General features: G+C 37.1%; 19 protein-coding genes. 10 read left to right on the forward strand and 9 right to left on the reverse strand.

What is annotated here, in order from left to right:
* The first annotated feature begins 2 nt into the window (after window positions 1–2).
* From ACMCNP_RS03090 to rho, 10 genes are all read left to right on the forward strand, one after another.
* On the forward strand, window positions 3–1,328 hold the full coding sequence (locus ACMCNP_RS03090; protein WP_419314363.1) for a glutamate-5-semialdehyde dehydrogenase: 1,326 nt from the start codon (window positions 3–5) through the stop codon (window positions 1,326–1,328).
* On the forward strand, window positions 1,325–1,978 hold the full coding sequence (gene nadD, locus ACMCNP_RS03095; protein ID WP_419313682.1) for a nicotinate-nucleotide adenylyltransferase: 654 nt from the start codon (window positions 1,325–1,327) through the stop codon (window positions 1,976–1,978). The genes ACMCNP_RS03090 and nadD overlap by 4 nt, the downstream gene beginning before the upstream one ends.
* 92 nt (window positions 1,979–2,070) lie before the next feature.
* Window positions 2,071–2,403, forward strand: a complete 333-nt coding sequence (rsfS, locus tag ACMCNP_RS03100; RefSeq protein ID WP_419314365.1) for a ribosome silencing factor — start codon at window positions 2,071–2,073, stop codon at window positions 2,401–2,403.
* 40 nt (window positions 2,404–2,443) lie between these two features.
* A complete protein-coding gene (locus ACMCNP_RS03105; protein WP_419313685.1) occupies window positions 2,444–3,820 on the forward strand; it encodes a tetratricopeptide repeat protein in 1,377 nt (458 codons plus the stop codon).
* Between the two features lie 37 nt (window positions 3,821–3,857).
* A complete protein-coding gene (gene gpmI, locus ACMCNP_RS03110; RefSeq protein WP_419313688.1) occupies window positions 3,858–5,402 on the forward strand; it encodes a 2,3-bisphosphoglycerate-independent phosphoglycerate mutase in 1,545 nt (514 codons plus the stop codon).
* Window positions 5,393–6,328 carry an RluA family pseudouridine synthase gene (locus ACMCNP_RS03115; RefSeq protein WP_419313691.1) on the forward strand — a complete coding sequence of 312 codons (936 nt, stop codon included), beginning with the start codon at window positions 5,393–5,395 and terminating at the stop codon, window positions 6,326–6,328. Before gpmI ends, ACMCNP_RS03115 begins: the two co-directional genes overlap by 10 nt.
* Window positions 6,325–7,047, forward strand: coding sequence for a peptidoglycan editing factor PgeF (pgeF, locus tag ACMCNP_RS03120; RefSeq protein ID WP_419313694.1), 723 nt, complete (start codon window positions 6,325–6,327; stop codon window positions 7,045–7,047). Before ACMCNP_RS03115 ends, pgeF begins: the two co-directional genes overlap by 4 nt.
* 22 nt (window positions 7,048–7,069) lie before the next feature.
* Entirely contained in the window at window positions 7,070–7,657 is a 588-nt protein-coding gene (coaE, locus tag ACMCNP_RS03125; RefSeq protein WP_419313697.1) for a dephospho-CoA kinase, read from the forward strand.
* A gap of 34 nt (window positions 7,658–7,691) precedes the next feature.
* Complete coding sequence (locus ACMCNP_RS03130) at window positions 7,692–8,696, forward strand: GGDEF domain-containing protein (RefSeq protein ID WP_419313700.1); 1,005 nt, start codon at window positions 7,692–7,694, stop codon at window positions 8,694–8,696.
* 57 nt (window positions 8,697–8,753) lie between these two features.
* Complete coding sequence (gene rho, locus ACMCNP_RS03135; protein WP_419313703.1) at window positions 8,754–10,019, forward strand: transcription termination factor Rho; 1,266 nt, start codon at window positions 8,754–8,756, stop codon at window positions 10,017–10,019.
* Window positions 10,020–10,067: 48 nt separating this feature from the next.
* On the opposite strand, the gene ACMCNP_RS03140 is transcribed toward rho, so the two are convergent.
* From ACMCNP_RS03140 to bamA, 9 genes are read right to left on the reverse strand one after another with little or no spacing between them, the layout of a single operon-like run.
* On the reverse strand, window positions 10,068–11,417 hold the full coding sequence (locus ACMCNP_RS03140) for a 3-deoxy-D-manno-octulosonic acid transferase (RefSeq protein ID WP_419313706.1): 1,350 nt from the start codon (window positions 11,415–11,417) through the stop codon (window positions 10,068–10,070).
* A gap of 11 nt (window positions 11,418–11,428) precedes the next feature.
* Complete coding sequence (locus tag ACMCNP_RS03145) at window positions 11,429–13,192, reverse strand: ABC transporter ATP-binding protein (RefSeq protein ID WP_419313709.1); 1,764 nt, start codon at window positions 13,190–13,192, stop codon at window positions 11,429–11,431.
* 11 nt (window positions 13,193–13,203) lie between these two features.
* A complete protein-coding gene (gene lpxB / locus ACMCNP_RS03150) occupies window positions 13,204–14,352 on the reverse strand; it encodes a lipid-A-disaccharide synthase (RefSeq protein WP_419313712.1) in 1,149 nt (382 codons plus the stop codon).
* Window positions 14,353–14,375: 23 nt separating this feature from the next.
* Window positions 14,376–15,179, reverse strand: a complete 804-nt coding sequence (locus tag ACMCNP_RS03155; protein ID WP_419313715.1) for an LpxI family protein — start codon at window positions 15,177–15,179, stop codon at window positions 14,376–14,378.
* Between the two features lie 24 nt (window positions 15,180–15,203).
* Window positions 15,204–15,974 carry an acyl-ACP--UDP-N-acetylglucosamine O-acyltransferase gene (gene lpxA, locus ACMCNP_RS03160; protein ID WP_419313717.1) on the reverse strand — a complete coding sequence of 257 codons (771 nt, stop codon included), beginning with the start codon at window positions 15,972–15,974 and terminating at the stop codon, window positions 15,204–15,206.
* A gap of 39 nt (window positions 15,975–16,013) precedes the next feature.
* Complete coding sequence (fabZ, locus tag ACMCNP_RS03165; RefSeq protein WP_419314369.1) at window positions 16,014–16,463, reverse strand: 3-hydroxyacyl-ACP dehydratase FabZ; 450 nt, start codon at window positions 16,461–16,463, stop codon at window positions 16,014–16,016.
* Window positions 16,464–16,502: 39 nt separating this feature from the next.
* Entirely contained in the window at window positions 16,503–17,528 is a 1,026-nt protein-coding gene (gene lpxD / locus ACMCNP_RS03170) for a UDP-3-O-(3-hydroxymyristoyl)glucosamine N-acyltransferase (RefSeq protein ID WP_419313720.1), read from the reverse strand.
* Complete coding sequence (locus tag ACMCNP_RS03175) at window positions 17,528–18,055, reverse strand: OmpH/Skp family outer membrane protein (RefSeq protein ID WP_419313723.1); 528 nt, start codon at window positions 18,053–18,055, stop codon at window positions 17,528–17,530. The genes lpxD and ACMCNP_RS03175 overlap by 1 nt, the downstream gene beginning before the upstream one ends.
* A 35-nt stretch (window positions 18,056–18,090) precedes the next feature.
* Window positions 18,091–20,838, reverse strand: a complete 2,748-nt coding sequence (gene bamA, locus ACMCNP_RS03180) for an outer membrane protein assembly factor BamA (RefSeq protein WP_419313727.1) — start codon at window positions 20,836–20,838, stop codon at window positions 18,091–18,093.
* Window positions 20,839–20,843 lie beyond the last annotated feature (5 nt).

Consider the following 20,843-nt stretch of genomic DNA (forward strand, 5'->3'; position numbering starts at 1 on the left):
TCATTAACAATGAACATAACAATAAAACAAAGGGGGATATTATGAATCGGGTACAAGAAGCGGCATCCGCAATATCTATAGAAGAAATTGCCGAAAAAGCGAATGAAGCAAGCAACTCTATCGCAAATGCAGATTCTAAAACAAAAATTAATGTACTGGAGACCCTCAAAAATCTTTTAATAGAGAATAAAAGTGCTATAATTACAGAAAATACGAAAGACATCGAAAATGCAAAATCATGCGGACTCGGCGAAGCGATTACCGATAGGCTTTTTATTTCGGAAAAGACATTCGGCTCCATGATAGCATCTATAGAAGACGTAATGAAAATTAAAGACCCGATAGGAGAGATAGAAAATATAGCGGCAAGACCTAACGGGCTGATGGTCGGAAAGATGCGGATACCGCTCGGCGTCATCGGAATAATTTACGAATCCAGACCCAATGTTACCGTAGATGCGTCAATACTCTGTCTGTTATCCGGAAATGCCGTAATCCTGAGGGGCGGCTCTGAGGCATTTAATTCAAATAGAATATTAGCTTACATTATATCGGAAAGCTTAAAGATTAACGGGCTTCCTCCCGAAACGGTTTCAATGGTTCCTTATACCGACAGGTCGGCGGTAAAAGAATTAATTTCTCAGAAAAAATATATTGACTTAATAATACCGAGGGGGGGCGAAGGGCTTATCTCGTTCGTTACTGAAAATTCCAAAATTCCGGTAATAAAACACGACAAGGGAATATGCCATATATACGTGGACAAAGACGCCGATATTAAAAAATCTATCGATGTAGTTATTAACGCGAAAGCCCAAAGACCTTCCGTTTGCAATGCATTGGAAACGCTTCTGGTTCATTCGGGAATAGCAGTTAAATTTATCCCGTATATGTTTGCAGAACTCGAAAGGGCCGGCATTAATACAAGAACGGACGGTAAAATTTTTAGTGATTACAAAAATAAATTTAACTTTATAGAAGCCGCCGATGATGTGGACTGGGACACCGAATATTTAAGCCTTACTTTGTCTGTAAAATTAGTCGAAAATATGAATGAAGCAATAATACATATCGAGCGACACGGCTCCGATCATACGGAAGCAATACTGACCGAGAATTATACGAATGCCTTGGAATTCATTAAAAGAGTAAATTCATCATGTGTTTTAATAAATGCCTCAACCAGATTTAACGACGGTTTCGAACTGGGACTTGGGACTGAAATAGGTATATCTACTTCAAAAATCCATGCCTTCGGGCCTATGGGGGTTAGAGAGCTTACCACGACGAAATTCATCGTTTTCGGCAACTATCAGAAAAGATTATGAAAATCGGGATTTTCGGAGGGACATTTAACCCCATTCACTATGGACACCTAAGGGCGGCGGAAGAAACGGCGGAAAGACTTTTATTGAACAAAGTCATATTCGTTCCCACAAATATAACATTCGACAAAAAAGAGACCCTGCTTGAACCGGAAAAAAGGCTTAAAATGATAAACATCGCAATAAAAAGTCACGAAAGATTTGAAGCTTCGGATATTGAAATAAAAAGGGGGGGCTTTTCCTATTCTTACGATACGATTATTCAGCTGAAACATATATATCCCCAAGACGAATTATATTTTATCGTCGGCGTAGATACCTATTTGGGAATGAAAAACTGGAAAAACGGCAAGAAAATATTAGACATAATTAATTTTATTATAGTAAGCAGGGCATGCAAAGAGCCGGACTTGAAAAATTTAACAAAGCTTAAGAACTTTTTGCCCGATGAATTAAGAAACGGCATAGTTTCCGATTATACCGAAAACAGGCTTATCACTTCAAAAAACAAGCTTATATACTTTTTAAAAATCACCGGATTGGATATTTCATCAACAAATATAAGGAACAATTTTAAAAATGATGTTTCTAATCTCTTTTTGTTGCCAAATGAGGTTATTAATTATATAATAAATAATAAGTTGTATTTATAAATTCATTAAATATTCAGGTGATATAAATAATCGAAACAGTAAAAACAGATAGAAAACCGCTTAAGAGAACCAATAAAGATATCAGGCTTATCATAGATTCTCTTTTAGAGAAAAAGGCTCACACCGTAGTGGTGCTTGATGTAAGGAGAGTTTCGGAAATGACTGATTTTATAATTATAGCGGGGGGCTCGTCAAATCGTCAGCTCAAAGCAATTGCGAGTAATCTTATCAAGTCATTTAAAAAACAACCCATAGGACAAGAAGGCATCTCTACTCCCGGTTCAATGTGGATTGCAATAGATTACGGCAGTATCATGATACACCTGATTCATGATGATTTACGTGCATATTATAACATAGAAGGATTGTGGCCGGAAGCAAAAGAATTAAGAGTTGAAGCTTGCGCCGATGAAGAACCCGCCTAAAGGGCTATTATAATTTTAACATTTCGGATATACTTAATTTATGTATATAATTACGATAATTATAGCCGTACTCGTACTAATTGCTTTCTTTGAGTATCTTTATGCCTTGAACCCTATAAAGGTCCCGCTGCATTATGCCCCGGGACATTATCACATAATAAACAATTATTTGATAATTTACATTTTTTCAGCATTTTTAATCGGCATTGCACTTATATTAATAATAACCATATTAAAGATCTTATTCCAAAAAATAAAGGCGTTGCTGCACAAGAGAGGCAGGTACGTAAAGACCGAATTGGACAACTCCATAAATAAGGCTTATGATGCGTATATAAAGGGGCAGTATGACAAGAGTATCGATTTAATAAAAAAATATTTATTCAAATATCCCAACAGTATAAGTGCACATCTTTTACTAGCGAAAATTTACAAACATAAGGGAAGGATAAAAGAATGTGAATCTGCGCTGAATGAGGTTTTAAATATAGAAAAAGATAATATCTCCGCCCTTAACGAGGCTGGAAATCTTTATAAGATAAACAATAACTACGATAAAGCCGTTTTTTATTTTGATAGAGCACTGGAAGCGTCTCCGGATAATCTTTATGCCATAACGCAGCTAAAAAATATATATATAAAAAAGGAAAAATGGAAAAACGCTTACCGTTTATCGAAACTATTTCTCTCTGAATCTAAAGATAAAGAAATAAAGAAAAGAGAAGAACAGGTTATGTTGGGACTTAAATACGAATTCGGGAAATATCTCTTAGAATCGGAAAACGATACCGAGAGATCGGCAAAGAGGTTTAATCAGGTGCTGAGTCAGGATAAAAATTTCGTGCCCGCATACATATCGCTTGGGGATGTTTTTATTAAAAAAAATAAGCCGCATGAGGCATTTGACCTCTGGGAAAAAGCATTCTTAAAAACAGGCAACCTCGCATTAATTATAAAAATAGAAGATGTTTCCATAAAAACAAATCATCCGGAAAATATAATTAAATTTTATCAGGAACTTGTTTATAACAACCCTGAAAGGTGGGAATACAGGCTGTTTTTGGGAAAGCTATATATAAGATTGGAGATGATAGACGAAGCCCTTTCCAATCTTACCGCGATACCGGCATCCATATTCAAAGATGTCTCCTTAAATATGCTGCTTGCGGAATGTTATTATAAAAGAGGAAAATATAACGATGCTTCCATCAATTTCAGAAAAGCACTTGAAAACCGGTTCCCCGTTAAACTCCCATTTGTGTGTTCTAACTGCGGATTTGCTTCTTTAAATTATTCCTCCATATGTCCTTCGTGCAATTTCTGGAATACGTTTAACATTAAAACATCGGGAACGCTTTACGAAATAGGACCAAAGAACGAATTAAAAAATAACGTACCGTCTTTCGTTTCCGAATAAAAATCCGGCAAGACAAGAAAATATTAAGTAAACATTTATGAAAAAATTTAAGAGTGCTATTTTAATTATTTTAGATGGATTCGGGATATCCCGTAAAACGGACGGCAATGCTATAATAAATGCCAAACCGGAATTTATAAATCATCTATTTAAAGATTACCCATTTACGACCTTGACCGCTCACGGCACGGATGTAGGCTTGCCGGAAAACACTATGGGAAATTCCGAAGTAGGACACTCTAATATAGGTGCGGGACGGGTGATAATGCAGGATTTAACAAAAATAAATCCGCTTATAAGAAACGATAGGCTGAAAAACAATAAAGTCTTGCGTAAATTTCTTGAAAGAATCAAAAACAACGGCTCAAGGGTCCACCTAATCGGTTTATTGTCGGAAAGCGGGGTTCATTCAGAATTATCTCACTTGTTATACTTAATTGATTTCTTTTCCAATAACGGAGTTGAAAAGATTTACGTTCATCCGTTTTTAGACGGCAGGGACTCCCCTCCGCAAAGTGCCGTAACTTTTTTAAAAAAATTAATTGAGCATATCGAATCTTTAAACGAGGGTATTTATTTATCCACGATATGCGGCAGGTTTTACGCTATGGACAGGGATACGCGGTGGGATAGAACGGAGACGGCATTTAATCTTCTGACCAAGTTAAAAGGCGAAATATTTGACGACCCCATAGAAGCCGTTAAAAAATTTTATTCTAACGATATAACCGATGAATTTATGCCCCCCATAGTAATGAATAAAAGCGGAAAAAATGATGGCAATATGCGGGAAGACGACGGGGTCATGTTTTTTAATTTTAGAGCGGACAGAGCAAAACAGCTGACGATGGCGCTTACGTTTGAGGATTTCAATGGCTTTTCGAGGGGCGATTTTAGACCGGTTAAAAATTTTATATCAATGACTAAATACGACGATTCGTTTAAAAATGAATATATAATAAATCCGGAAAATTATGATAACATTTTCGGAGAAATTATTTCCAACCTCGGATTTAATCAGTTTAGAATTGCCGAAACGGAAAAGTATGCGCACGTAACATATTTTTTTAACTGTGGAAAGGAAGAACCCTTTAAAAACGAAGACAGACTATTGATACCGTCACCGAGGGAATATAGAACCTACGACATGATACCTGAAATGAGCGCCTTGAAGATTAAAGACGCCCTTATGAAAAACATAAAATCCGACAATTACAAACTGATTGTTTGCAATTTTGCAAACTGCGATATGGTCGGACATACTGGAAACTATGAAGCCGCTATAAGTGCGGTTAAAACTTTGAACTCGATTCTTGCCGAAATAATACCGGCTATTTTAGATTTGGATTACGTTTGCATAGTGACCGCCGACCATGGAAACGCGGAAACGATGATAGACGAAAACGGCATGCCGATGACCAATCATACCCTCAATCCCGTACCGTTCGTTATAGTATCTAACGGCAAAGAAGAAATTCCGGCATTAAAACCGGGCAGGCTTGCGGATATAGCACCCACAGTACTTAAACTGCTTGGGTTGGATTTACCGGAAGAGATGACCGGACGAATTTTATGGGAATAATTTCATTCGTATACACTCAAGATAATATCAGATTAGATTTATTCTTAAAAACACGGCTGCAGGACAACACAAGGTCCTACATTAAAAAACTCATACTAAACGGAAATATAAAAGTCAACGGGCAGATTATAACAAAACCCGCTTTCAAGCTGAAAGAGGACTGCACGTTAACGGTAAAAGAACTGGAAATAATCAAAACCGGATTAAAAACTTTAGACGCAGATATCGAAATAATCTATGAAGACGAATATATTGCGGCAATAAATAAACCCGCGGGTATTTCTACACATCCCGGAAAAGGAAATTACGACAACACCTTGGTAAATATTTTAATAGGGAAAATATCTAATCTTTCCGGCATAGGCGGCGTAGAAAGACCCGGAATAGTTCACAGGCTCGACAAGGATACGTCAGGCATCATGCTCATTGCAAAAAACGATTTTTCTCACAATGCTCTTATGTCTTATTTTAAGAATAAAGAAATTAAAAAGACGTATCTTGCTGTATGTTACGGCCATATTTTGCAAAAAACGGGACGTATCGAGGGGTTCATCAAAAGGGATCCCAAGAATAGGCTAAAAATGGAAATAACCAAGGAAACCGGAAAATATTGCCTTACAGATTACGAGATTTTAAGGGATATACGCGGCGGGGTTGCCGAGTTGCTCAAGGTAATGCCGCAAACGGGGCGTACGCACCAGATAAGAGTATCTCTTTTTGAAGCAGGCAATCCTATAGTCGGAGACAAAACTTATAAAAGAAAAGACATGCTGAACAAATATAAAAGCTTAAATTTTGTTAAAAGGCAGATGCTTCATGCTTATATGCTTGAGTTTATTCATCCTAAAACAAAGGAAAAAATGATTTTTAAGGCAAAAATCCCGGAAGATATGATTTGGGCAACGGGCGAGGAAGTAGAATTATGATTTACCGCATCAATGATTTTAATGTGGAGGATAATTCCATAGCATATGGCTTTGCCGACGGCTCGTTGAATTTTAGTCCGGAAAACTTAAGCGATAGAAAAAAGCTTTTAGGGCTTATTCCCCTTAGCGCTGAAATAGGTGCGCATATATATGAAGTAAGGCAGGTACACGGCAATGATATAGCGATTTTAAATGAAAATTCAGATAATTTATTGAGTTTGACCGGTGCCGATGGAATTTTTACTCAAAAATCCGGTGCAATATTATGCATACGAACAGCGGATTGTGTTCCCGTGCTTTTTACGAGCCTTGAGGATAGGACAATCGGTGCCGTCCATTGCGGCTGGAAAGGAACTTACGGCAATATAATAAAAAATGTAAAAGACACTTTGATAAATAAATTCAATTCTGATTTAGACAAAATAGCCGTAATGATAGGCCCGTCCATATGCAAAAAATGTTATGAAGTAAAAGAGAATTTTTTAAATTTATTCATGGCAAAAAACCCTGCAAACATGGATTTTTTTACGAAGAATATCGATAATGACAAAATAACTTTTGATTTAAAAGAATTCATAAAAAATGAACTATATTTAAGTGGATTCGACGAAAAAAATATTTACGATATAAATAAATGCAGTTTGGAAGATAATAATTTTTACAGTTATAGGCGGAATAAAACGAACAAAAGACAGGTGTCTTTTATCGTAAATTTATAAAAAACGTAAAATTATCGTAAGAATGATAAAAATAGGCTTAACCGGCTCAATAGGGTCGGGAAAATCTACGGTTCTCAATCTATTTAAAAATTATGGATTTTTAACCCTGGATCTTGACCTCGAGGCAAAAAAAATAATTAAAAAAAATACGATGGAATATAAAAAAATTGTTGATTTTTTCGGTAAAAACATTTTAAATAAGGAGTATGCTATAGACGGCAAAATTCTTGCCGATATCGTTTTTTCCGATTTATTAAAAAAAAAAGCTCTTGAGAATATAATCTATCCGACTTTAAGGACTAATATAGACCGTATACTTAAAATAAGCAAGGAACCGGCTGCAATAATCGAAGGTGCCGTTATTATCGAATCCGGATATTATCTGAAATTAGATAAGACCATTCTCGTTACCTGTGACTTACCCGGAAGAATTAAAAGAACGCATAAAAAATTCTATTTTGATGATTTTATAAAAAGGGATAAAAGCCAATTAAGTCAGGCGGAAAAAATTATAAAATCCGATTTCATAATAAACAATAATTATGGATTAAAATTTTTGATGCCTCAGGTCGAATTATTTGTAAGCTTTTTAAAAAATACTCTAATATGATTTGCTAATTAAGGAAATACAGGGGGGTATATTTATGGAAGAATATCAAAAATGCGAAGATTTGGGTTACGGGTTTATAAAAGAGCTCACAGAATTCGTCTCGCAAAAAACATCGACCGAGCAGATGCTGCATTTCGTCAATATAGCATTCGAATATACATTTGGAGTAACGGCGATAATGTTCATATATAAAAAATATGGCTTGGAAGAGAAAGTGGAGATTTCAAGGGGTTTCTCTCATGAATACGTTAAAAAAATCAATGAGAATCCCCCACTATCTTTACTAAAAAACATAGCATCCATAAAGAAAGGATTGTATATAAATTTTGAAGAAAATAAAGAGAAATATGCAGAATATGCCTATTTGTTCGAGCATGACAACGTCTCGGAGTTCTATGCCTGCGAACCAAAAACCGCCTATACGGATTCATATTACGTTACAATGTATTCCGTACACGGATTTAAAAATTGCGGAAGTAACAAAATAGAAATATTCGATACGATTTTCTCGGTAATAGCATACATACTGAACTCAAATAAATGCGTTCAAATTATGAGGGATTGCTCCCAGATAGATTACGTATCCGGGCTTAACAATTTTAAATATTTTCATGAGAAACTTTTTCAGGAAATGCAAAAAGTAAATAACACAAAGGGACTGCTGTCGGTTGCACTAATTTCAATAAATCAATTAAACAAGCTGAATTCCGTATTCGGTCACGGCGCCGGAGATAAAAGCATCGGAATAATAGCTAATATTATTAAAAAAAATATAAGGGCATTCGACGTAGCCTCGAGATACGGCAATAAATTCATAATATTATTTCCCAACATGGACGGCGCAACCGCTATGGATATTTTAAAAACCGTTTTTTTAGAGGTAGAATCCTGTTTTGAAAAAGAAAAGCAGGACATATTATCGTTAAATGCAGGCATATCAATGTTTCCCTCGGACGGCGGCAATGAACGAACCGTTTTGGATATGGCGGAGGGCAGGCGCATTGAGGCGAGACGACAAGGCAAGTGGACAGTATTATAAAAATAGCCGATAGGCGGCGTAAAGATTTAACCAAAATAAAATTTTAATGGAGTGCTTATGAATATTAAAGAATTATCGGTAAAAAAGATTTCCGAATTATTAAAGATAGCAAAAGATTATAGCATAGACGGCGCTTCCGGGATGCGCAAGCAGGACTTAATGTACGCCCTGCTTCAAGCAGAAACGGAAAAGAATCAGCAGTTGGAAAAGAACGGCTTAATTTCTGGAGAAGGTGTTCTCGAGATTTTGCCGGACCAATATGGATTTTTGAGGTCGCTGGAGGCCAACTATCTCCACGGACCGGATGACATTTACGTATCACCGTCGCAGATAAGAAAATTCGGACTGAGAACGGGGGATACTGTTAGAGGGGTCATAAGGCCGCCGAAAGACAGCGAAAGATTTTATGCCCTGCTTAAGGTGGAGGGTATAAATTTCGAAGACCCCGAATCTGCAAAAGAAAAGATTCTATTCGATAATTTAACCCCGCTATACCCCCAGGACGCTATAAAACTTGAGTTCGACTCTAAAAATCTATCTACGAGGCTTATGGACCTGCTTATCCCTATCGGAAAGGGGCAAAGGGGTTTGATAGTAGCCCCGCCCAGAACCGGAAAGACCATGCTTCTAAAGGACATCGCGCATGCTATAAATACGAACCATAAAGAAATTTTTCTTATGGTCCTCTTAATAGATGAAAGACCGGAAGAAGTTACCGATATGCAAAGATCCGTTAACGGAGAAGTTATCAGCTCCACATTCGACGAGCCCCCTCAAAGACACATACAAATTGCCGAAATAGTCATAGAAAAAGCAAAAAGATTAGTGGAAACAGGCAAAGACGTCGTTATTTTATTAGATTCAATTACAAGGCTTGCAAGGGCGTACAACGTCACTATACCATCCTCGGGAAAGGTTTTATCCGGGGGTGTAGATTCAAATGCATTGCATAAGCCGAAAAGATTTTTCGGTGCGGCGAGAAATATAGAAGAGGGTGGAAGTCTTACTATAATAGCAACCGCATTGATAGATACCGGTTCCAGAATGGACGAGGTGATTTTCGAAGAATTTAAGGGAACGGGAAATTTAGAAGTAAACTTGGATAGAAAACTCTCCGAGAAGAGGATATTTCCGGCTATAGACATTAATAAATCCGGTACGAGAAAAGAAGAACTTCTCGTAGAAAAAGATCATTTAAAAAAGATATGGATATTAAGAAAGGTATTATCCAGCATGGATACTACCGGAGCAATGGAATTTTTGATAGATAAAATTAAAAACACAAAATCTAATGCGGACTTTTTAAATATGATGAATCAGTAGTAATATTATCATGCGTAATGCGCATGCATTTATCTTAATAACAGCCGTTTATTTAATATAATTCATTATATAATTTAAATTTTTTAAAGATGAACCTCTATTTTGAGATATAAGATCTAACCCCCTTTTGTTCGCTTCTTTTATGGCATTTTCGTTATATAAATATTCGATGAGTGCATTATAGACGTCTTTAGGGGTTTCTACTATTTTGCCGGCTTTAATTTCGATAATTTCTCCGGCAATTTCAGAGAAATTCTCTACGTGCCTGCCAAAAACTACCGGCTTGCCAAAAAATAAAGGTTCTAATATATTGTGTCCGCCGGCATCGACTATACTGCCCCCAACAAAGGCGACGTCGCATATGCCGTAAATCGCTAATAATTCGCCTAACATATCCACAAGAATGACTATTGTCCCCGGTTTATTATCCTTTAAGATATCCGCGTTATAACCGGATGAATATATAGACGAAAGCCTGCAATAATTCATATCGTGATCTTTCGCATAATTCTTTATAAGGCTATAAACTTCGCCAAATCTTTCCGGATGCCTGGGGGCAATAAAAAGGAATATATTCTCATCTTTTCTACTTTCATTTAATTCTGCAACAGAATTAAGAATCAGGCTTTCTTCCCCTTTATGCGTGCTGCCTGCCACTATTATTTTTCCTTTATTGAATATCCCTTTTAGACTGCGAGCTTTATCGTTCATATCCACCGCCATATCGATGATATTAAGGTCGAATTTCATATTTCCGGTTTTATGGATATTTTCTTCTTTTACTCCTAAGTTCAAAAATTTATTGCGATACTGTTCGGATATGCAAAGAACTAAATCAATTTTCTCGAAGACGTATTTAAAGAAAAAGCGAAAATATAAGTAATTTCTATATGAGCCGTCGGATATTCTTGCATTTAGAATTATAACCGGAATGTTATTTTTACCCAACATATTAAAGAGATTCGGCCATATTTCAGTTTCCACGGAAATAAATAAAGACGGCTTTATAACTCTTAAAATACGACCGATAGAAAAATGAAAATCGTAGGGAAAATAGAAAACGTAAATGTTTTTATCGTTTTTATAAAAACTGTCGGCAAAATCAAACCCCGTCTTGGTCGTAACCGAAACATATATCGGCTCGTTTACCCTGTTCCGTAATAACTTGATAAAATTAACGGATGCCCTGAGCTCCCCCAATGAGACCGCATGAATCCATATCCCTCCGGTCTCATTACCGCTCCGGCGCAAGCGCTTAAAAGCAAAAGGAAAAATCTTATCAAGGAATCCAACACTCCTCTTGTTCTTGATTAAAACAAGCAGGGTCAATAATATAATAAAAAACGGGGAAATTAAAAATAAAACAATATTGTAAAATACAAACAGAATTATTCTCATAAATGACCGGCCTATACAGCCTGTTTGGAAAGGAGAGTTTTATAAATTCCGCCGCAACTTATAAGTTCCTCATGGCTTCCGCTCTCTATTATTTTACCCTTCTCTATGACGTATATTCTATTGGCTCTTTTTATTGTAGAAAGCCTGTGGGCTATGATTATCACTATTTTATCTTTACATAAACCGTGTTGGTTTTCGTTTGTTCCGAACAAGGCGTTTTGAATCTCTTTTTCGGATTCTCCGTCTAAAGACGACGTAGCCTCGTCAAGCACTAAAATCTCCGAATTTTTCAAAAAAGCCCGTGCGATTAAAATCCTTTGCTTTTCTCCGCCGGAAAGCCTGAGTCCCGCTTCATCTACTATAGTATCGTAACCGTCAGGAAGACTCATTATAAAATTATGGGCAAAAGCCGATTTTGCGGCATTTATTACATCATCCAAGCTTTTATTATGACTTCCGTACTCTATATTGAACCTTATCGACTCATTAAACAGGATAACATCCTGGAACACATACGAAACGGAATCTCTCAAATCCTTTAGGTTAAAATCTCTTATATTTATGCCGTTAAATTTTATTTCTCCGCTATCCGGTTCGTAAAAACGCGGCAACAAGGCGGCAACAGTAGTTTTACCGGCTCCAGAATAACCGACTACGGCAACAATCTCACACTTATTAATCTTCATGTTTATATGTTCTAAATCATAGTTGCCGTCTTTAGCATAGCTAAAACAAAGATCGTTGATTTCAAGGCTGTATATTACCTTCGGTATTTTAGCCGTACCTGCAACATTTTCGGATTTCTCATCTAATATACTGAAAATTCTGGTTCCGGCTGCAATACCCTCCTGTATACTGTTATTTAGACGGGATAAGCTTTTGACCGGTTCGTAAAGTAAAAGAATTGCCGTTAAAAAAGAGAAAAAATCGCCGGGAGTATAGCCAAATTTTATTACCTGCAATCCCCCTACAAATATAATAGCGGCAACTGATGCACCGCCTATTAATTCAACTAACGGCACGGTCAAGCCCCTTATCTTGGTCATTCTCATAAAAAACTTGTAAAGATTATTTGATAATTTTTTAAACTTGGCTATCTCCGATTCCTCCATATTGTAAGCCTTGACCGTCCTTACGTTAGAAATAGTTTCGTCTAAAAATTTAGTGATGCTGCCCATTTCCGTTTGAGTATCCGCGCTAGTTTCCCTTGCCTTCTTGCCAAGTTTTGAGACCGGAATTATGACTATAGGAAGCAGTACGAAAACCGTAACTGCAAGATAAAAATCCATATACAAAATTACGGCTACAAGGACCAATATCGTAAGAACATCCTTCATAACCGCGCTTACCGAATCGGACACGGTTTTCTGAATAATATTTATATCGTACGTGATTCTTGCAATTAAAACACCCGTCGGAAGCTTATTTAACCTTGAAACCGGAAATTTCATTATAGCCGAATAAACCTCGTCCCTCAATGTCCTGATTATATTCTGTCCGACCGAACCTATATAGTAAAATTCGGCATAATAAAAAATACTTTTCACTAAAAAAATGAATACGATGAGGATAGGGATTAGGACAAGGTCCGAATAACTTTTTGTAATAAAAATATCGTTTATGAGCGGTTTTACGATATAGGCCAACGTTCCCGTTAGAATCGAAACTATCGACATACTTATCAGCGCCAGTATCAGTCTTCTTTTATGAGGAAGTATATACGGGAACAGCCTTTTTAATATGGCTATATTTTTCTTTTTATCTTTCTTAGGCATAAATGATAACTTTAATTATTTTTTGATATTATTCTATCATATATAAGTTTGGCAGATGATTCAAGGGGTAAGGCATCTATTCTAAGCGTAGAAACGGTACCGGAGATTTTATCTATAACCGATTTTTTATAAATATCATCTTTTAAAAATCTATCGACCTCTTTAAAAACATTGTCCGGGGTAAATTTTGATTCTATAAGCTCCGGAACGACGCAGTCGTTTGCCATTATGTTTATAAGCCCTACGTATCTGATATTAACTAAAACTTTAGCTATTAAATAGGTTAAATAATTTAAATAATATACTATTATTACCGGCTTACCGTAAAAACATGCCTCTAAAGAAGCCGTTCCGCTGGCCACGACTGTCACGTCGCAGGAATATAGCGCATCGCTTACCGAATCGGTAATAACATACCACTTTTCCGGAATATTTTTCTTCTTCAAAACGGATACAAAGCGAGACGAATCAATTTCCTTCTTAAACGGGAAAATAAAAAAAGAATCCTTGTAAACCTTTTTTATAAGCAACATTGATTCAATTATTCTGCCGCTATGATATTTAATCTCCGCTTTTCTTGAACCGGGTAAAAATGAAATCACGGGATATTTATCCTCTGAACCTATTTTTTTAATGCCGCCGGACTTCACCTCTTTATTATATAAGCTATACGAAGGATTGCCAAAATAATACACCTCTATGCCCGCTTTTTTATAAATATCGTATTCAAACGGAAATATTACGATCACAAACCTTATGTATTTTTTTATGAATTTTATCCTTGCATATCTCGAAGCCCATATTTTAGGAGGAATAAAATAAATTACCGGAATTTTTAAACCATAGGATAATTTTGCTACTTTAAAATTAAAAGAGGGAAAATCTATCAGTATCACTGCATCCGGTTTGTTTTCCCTTATCCAGCCGTAAACTTTATCTAAAACCTTTTTAATGGTTTTTAGTTTGCACAGAACCTCCGTAAACCCCATGACGGATAATTTATCTATGTCCGCAATTAATTCTGCCCCGGCAGATTCCGTTTGTTTCCCCCCTATAGCATAGCAATCTATATTTTTACTACATTTTTTAATGGATTTAATCAAACCGGAAGCAAAGAAATCTCCGGAAGGCTCTCCCGAAATTATTAATATTTTTGCCACTTTCAAAAAATTAAAATTTTTAATTAAAAAACATACAGGGAGACGGATGCATCATTCGCCGCTTTAATAAATTCTTCCTTATGCAGGACTATAGTATTAGATTCGAACGCCAAGCACATAGCATTTACCGAAACGATCGCCCCTATAGTGTCTAATCCTACCGCCGGAACGTCAAACCTTAAATCCTGAGTCGGTTTATTCACCTTTACGACAACGGCTCCCCCGCATGCCAATTTCCCGCCCCTTATTATGGCATCATCCGTTCCCTCTATAGCTTCTAACGCCATAACCGATTTATCCTTTACAACTACGGTTTGACCGATATCGGCACCTGCAATCAGCCTTGCGGCACCCGTACCAAATTCTATATCTGCCATTTCTTTTCTAGTGGGAATTCTTTTTGAAACAATGCCCTTAGGTAAAAATACCGATGAAATATATTTAGTCTGCGAAACTACCGCTATGCCTTCCCTCTCGAGAAAATCGCATATAGCATTTAAAATAGTATCGTCTTTTTTATCTTTAAGAGATAAAAAAAGTGTTATCGCTTTCAAGTCCGGTTTGACCTTTTTAAACATGAGAGTCTTACGAACCTTACCCACCATGATTACCTCTCTTACCCCTTCCGATTTAAAAAATTTTACTAACTTGCCGAGCTGACCCACACCTATATAGAGAATAGAATCCGCATGATGGGCGAGGGCATCGGCCGCCTCTTCCTCTATAGCGCAAACCTTAACCGAATAACCGCAGGTTTTTAATTCTTCAATATATATTAACGGAAAGTCTCCGTAGCCGGCAATTATGCCTATATTATTGTTTTCCATAAATTTAATTCTTATTTTTTGATTTTATCTTGTAATGCCTCTTTTAGAGTTGAGCACGAAATCGACAAACTTTTTTACTTTATCCTGCCCGCCCATTTCCTGCACTATCTTCTCTGCGGCTATTTTTACCGTAACCTTCGATCTATATAGAATCTTAAAGGCATTTTTTATCGTTTCTATTTCTTCCTTAGTAAAACCTCTCCTTTTGAGACCTATCCGATTTATCCCATAAATCCTTGCTCTATCACCGGAGGCAATAGTATACGGCGGAATATCCTGAACTACCATAGAGCCACCGGCAATCAGCGCCGATTCCCCTATCCTCACAAACTGATGTATCGCACATAGACCGCCTAATATGGCATAATCCTGAATCTCTATATGTCCGGCCAGGGTCGCATTATTTGCAAGAACCGCATGGTTTCCTATCATGCAGTCATGAGCTATATGGACATGCATCATAAATAGATTGTGATTCCCAACGACGGTAATGCCATTTCCGGTAACCGTTCCCGGATTCATGGTGACGTATTCCCTTATAATGTTATTATTGCCTATTACTAACTTTGTATTTTCCCCTTTATATTTAAGGTCCTGCGGTGCGGAACCGATAGAGGCAAACTGGAATATCGTATTATTATCCCCAATTTCCGTATTTCCATCTATAACAACGTGAGAGGCGATTTTATTATTCTTGCCTATCCTCCCTCCGCTTTTAACGACGGTGTAGGGTCCTATATCGGTAGAAACATCTATCGATGCCCCGGGATAAATTATTGCCGTTTTATCAATCATGAAGCTTTTCTCTATATAACATATATTATGACTCTTATATCAGCCCTTGTCTGTCTGCTTGGGCAAAAAGGATGCCATGAGGTCGGCCTCTGCACACAACTTTCCTTCTACCTCCGCCCTGCCGTGGAATATCCATACAGACTGCTTTCTTTTAATAAGCTCTACGTTCAAAATTATGACGCTTCCGGGTAGAATGGGCTTTCTGAATCTTGCCTTATCTATACCCATAAAATATGTTAACTTATTCTTTAAATCGTCTTCCTCTTCGGTTTTATACGCCAAAATACCGCCCGCCTGAGCAAGCGCCTCTAAGATAAGGACCCCCGGCATAACGGGATAAGAAGGGAAATGTCCCTGAAAATATGGTTCATTAATTGTAGTATTTTTAACTGCGACAATTGATTTTCCCTTCTCCATGGCTATGACCTTATCCACTAAAAGAAACGGATACCTGTGGGGTAATAAACTTAATATCTCCTGAATATCAATTATACAGTTATTTACAGATTTTTCTTCTTTATTCATTTTTTAAGTCCTTTTTTTTGCAATTTCTTTCATCTTTTTGAAAAGTTCCGGGAGTTTTTTAAAAAGTACCGTAGAATTACGCCAGTCCTTTATAGGAAAAGCCGGCAAACCTGAAACTATTTCATTGTCTTCTATATTATTCACAACCCCAGATTGAGCTGCTATTATAACATTATTTCCTATGAAAATATGCCCCGTTATACCTACCTGCCCCCCTATAGTTACATTGTCTCCGATGACCGAACTGCCTGCTATGCCGGTCTGCGCCGCTATTGCACAATTTTTTCCTATTATTACGTTGTGTGCAATCTGGACCAAATTATCTATCTTCGTGCCTGCGCCTATTTCGGTAAAATCTACCGCTCCCCTGTCTATGGTCGTATTCGCACCTATCTCTACGTCATCTTCAAGTATCGCATAACCCGAATGAATAATTTTAACATAACGCGCTTTATCCCTTGCATACCCGAAGCCGTCGCTTCCTATGACCGAACCTGCATGAACAATACAGTTATTTCCTATTTTAGAATTATCGTAAACGGTAACATTGGGATAAATCATAACATTATTCCCTATCGTCACGTTTCTTCCGATAACCGCATTGTTCATTATCTCACAACCGTCGCCTATTACAGTATTGGAACCTACGAAAACACCCTTAAATAAAACGGTATCTACACCCTTAACCGAGGTTTTATCTATAAAACCTTCAGTTTTGAGTTCACGTATGCCTTCTTGCCCCTTATAAAAAAGACGGGTTGCCTTTGCAAAGGCTAAATAAGGATTCTTTGAATCCAATATAATAAATTTAACATCCGGAAGCAGCCTGTCTTTTAAGGATTCATAGTCCATTATCACAGCACAGGCTTTAGTTTCGGCAAGATATTTAACATATTTGCGGCCCACTATAAAAGAAATCTGTCTATTATTAGCCGCCTGTAACGAACCCATACCGGAAACAGATAAATTATCCGGAACCTCGCCTATCGCATTCAACGATAATTTTGAAACTATATCTCGCAATAACATTATTTCAAATTCATCCGCCTTAAAACCTCATTGGTAATATTGATCGAATTGACCATGTAAACGACGCTCACTCTGTTTATGACTAACGTATAACCGTTTTCTTTTGCAATTACGGCTATGATAGAGTCCGCTTTCTTTACTATACCCTTTAAAAGCTCAAATCTTTTTTGAGATATAATGCCCTGAACATGCTTTTCCTCGGATGAAAACTTAGATATATCCGTTTCGAATTCCTTTGTTTTCTTTGCCTTTTCACTTGCCGACATTATAGAGCCGTTATTTTTTAAGTTAGCCTGAATGGAAGCTATCTCTTTTCTCATTGTCAGCAGTTTCGCTCTATATTGACCGACTAACGCCTTTAACTCCACACCGGCTTTTTTCCCTTGATGCGACGTAGATATTATCTTTTGCATATTAACAACCGCAATATTCGAACCGGAAGCCCATGCAGCTCCGGAACCAGATAAAATAACAGCAGTTAGGATAAAAACCGCTAAAAAGCTTAAATTTAAAAATAAACTCTTCATAATAATTCTCCCTGATTTTTATATATTTATTATATTTAGAGTCCGGGCAGCCCTGTGCCGAGACTGAATTGAATCCTGGTAGGACTGTTCCCGTTTATTGCAGTTCCGAGTATCTTACCGTAGGTAATAGTTATGGGACCGAACGGCGAATGCCAGTTAAAACCTATTCCCACCGCCTGAACAAGGTCAAGCGGAAATACTGATCTATTCTGTTCCCACGTATTGCCTGCATTCCACCATAGGAATCCGTAAAATTTCATTTTTTTCATTATGGGTATAAAATATTTTGCCTGAACGGTAAGCATTTTGGTTCCGCCGATAAGAAGACCGTTTTTGGTCGGGCCTACAGAATCGTACATAAACCCTAAGAGCGGATAGGTATTCATTATGCCGCCTACAAAAAATCTCCTGTATATCGGCAGGGGTTCGGAGGAATTGGTTCCGATTATATATCCTGCCTGTATTCCCTGCATAAAAGACGTTCCCCACCATAACGGAATATAGTGATCGGCCTGTACGACGTATTTTACAAAATCGTCGTTACCGCCGAGCGGGGGACCGGCAAAGCTCATTCTAACACTATCCATATCACCCGATGTCGGGACAATAGGATTATTTAACGTATCGTAAACCGTAGTCAAAGAAATTTCACTGGTCATTAGTTTACCCTGCGGCAAAACATTCGCAAGACCAGGAACTACAACGGACGTATCCTGTTCAAAAAGATATCTCAGGTACTCCGTGAGCACGTTTCCGTAAATAGGATATCCCAAGGTAACGGAACCGCCTACCGAACGGTATGCAAATTCGGAGTAAAGAGAATTAAACGTATCATACATAGACAAATTAAAGGATAGGGGTCTATCAAAAACATAGGTAAGATACGGTTGTGAAACATTAAAGCTGTAAGATTGATACGGACCTCCAATCTGAACGTTAAGGGATGCCGATATCCCGGTTCCAAAAAGGTTCGACTCGGAGATAGAAGATATTATCATAAAAGACGTAGCGGAACTATAACCGCCGCCGACGGTGAATTTACCGGTATTTTGCTCCTTAACATGCACTATGACGTTTAATATGCTTTTACCCGGCACTTTCTCCGTAGTTATGGCAACATGCTGAAAATACATTAAGTTTTTTAGATTCTGCCTTGATATTTTTATAAGCTCCGGATTATATTTTTCTCCTGGATAAAAAACGAGCGCCCTTAATATAACGTAACTGTATGTAATATTATTTCCGGTTACCGTAATTTTTCCGAACCTTGCAATTTTCTCTCTGCGCACGATAAGTTTCACAATGACCGAGCTTGTTTTCCGCCTGATTTTAATCGACGGGTCGACGTTTACAAAGGCATAACCCTCATTAGTGAAGTATTTGGTTATGGCTATAATCTCTTTCTCTACGCTCTTTCTGTTAAAAATATCTCCCGCTTTAGTCGTAACTAGTTTGGCCACCGCATTATACCCTTTGGAATTCTTTTTTAATCCCTTTACGATAAGTTTTACATCAGATATTTTGTACTGAGAGCCTTGAACGATTCTTATTACTATCGTTACGTATTTTTTATTTTTTGAAAATATGAATTTAGGTTTTTTGACGCTGACGTCTATATAGCCGTAGTTATAATAAAAACTTAATAACTTTATAATTTGAGAGTTCAGCTGTGCTTTCTTAAATTTGCCTTCGGCGGTTATCCATGTCAGTAGGTTTACCGTTTTAATGCCCATAACCGACTTAAGTTTTCCTGCGGAAAAAGAGCTGTTTCCCTTAAATTCAACACGGCTTACCATTATCGGAGAATTCTCGCTTATTAAAAAATGTATGCCGACATAGTTTCCCGAAAGGAAAACTTTTTTTACTTTTATATCTGCGTTATAATAACCTTCCGCCGAATATATAAATTTTAAAATTTTGACTGCCTTATATAGCGCATAAGAGCTTAACGGCTCGTCTGCTTTAATGTTGATAACGCCTCTTATTTTTTTTACCGATACCGACCCATTTCCGAAATACTTAATAAACTTTAAGTAAGGTCTTTCGGAAACCGTAAAGGTTACGACCGGCCCGTTATTATCGGCTGACGATACGTTGACCGATATATTTTTAAAATATCCGGTGCCATAAAGCTCTTTGACGCTTTCGTCTATTTTTTTTATGGAATATGCGCCGTCCTTTCTTATTTTAATATGATTCATTATAAATCCGGCTCCGACTCTTACATTGCCTTTTACTCTAACGGCATATATCCTCTTTGCAAAATTATGCCCGGCCTCTTTTTTTAAAAGACCGCTGAGAATTAACTTTGATACCCTTCCGGATAATATTTTCATATCCCTCTTTAAAGAGTTTTTGCCGGCGTCTGGATAATCAAATGTTTTTGAATTGTAAACATCGTTAATGTCCACGAACATTGCATGAACGCTGAAATTGGAACCTAATCTTGAAACGCTCCCGGTAATTATATAGTTGGAATGATACTTGGCACCGAGTTCTCGCATCCTTGCAAGATTTATTTTCTTATCGAAACTAAAATAGGGCTGTTTTTTAAGAGAGGTATACGCAAAAACGAAGTATGGTTTTTTGGAACTCAAATATTTTTCAAAAACACCGACAAAAGAAACTTTTAAATTTTTAATCGTCGGGTTGCCGTTTTGATGAAAAAATCCGGTAAAAACGTTTCCATTATTTAAAGCGGCGTAAACATTAACTTCGCCTAAAATTAAAACGGCAAAAACAATAATAACAAACGTAAAAAAAGTATATCGCAAAAATTTCATTTTAA

The organism is Candidatus Acidulodesulfobacterium sp. H_13 (genome assembly GCF_048541835.1).
Lineage (GTDB): Bacteria > SZUA-79 > SZUA-79 > Acidulodesulfobacterales > Acidulodesulfobacteraceae > QIJE01.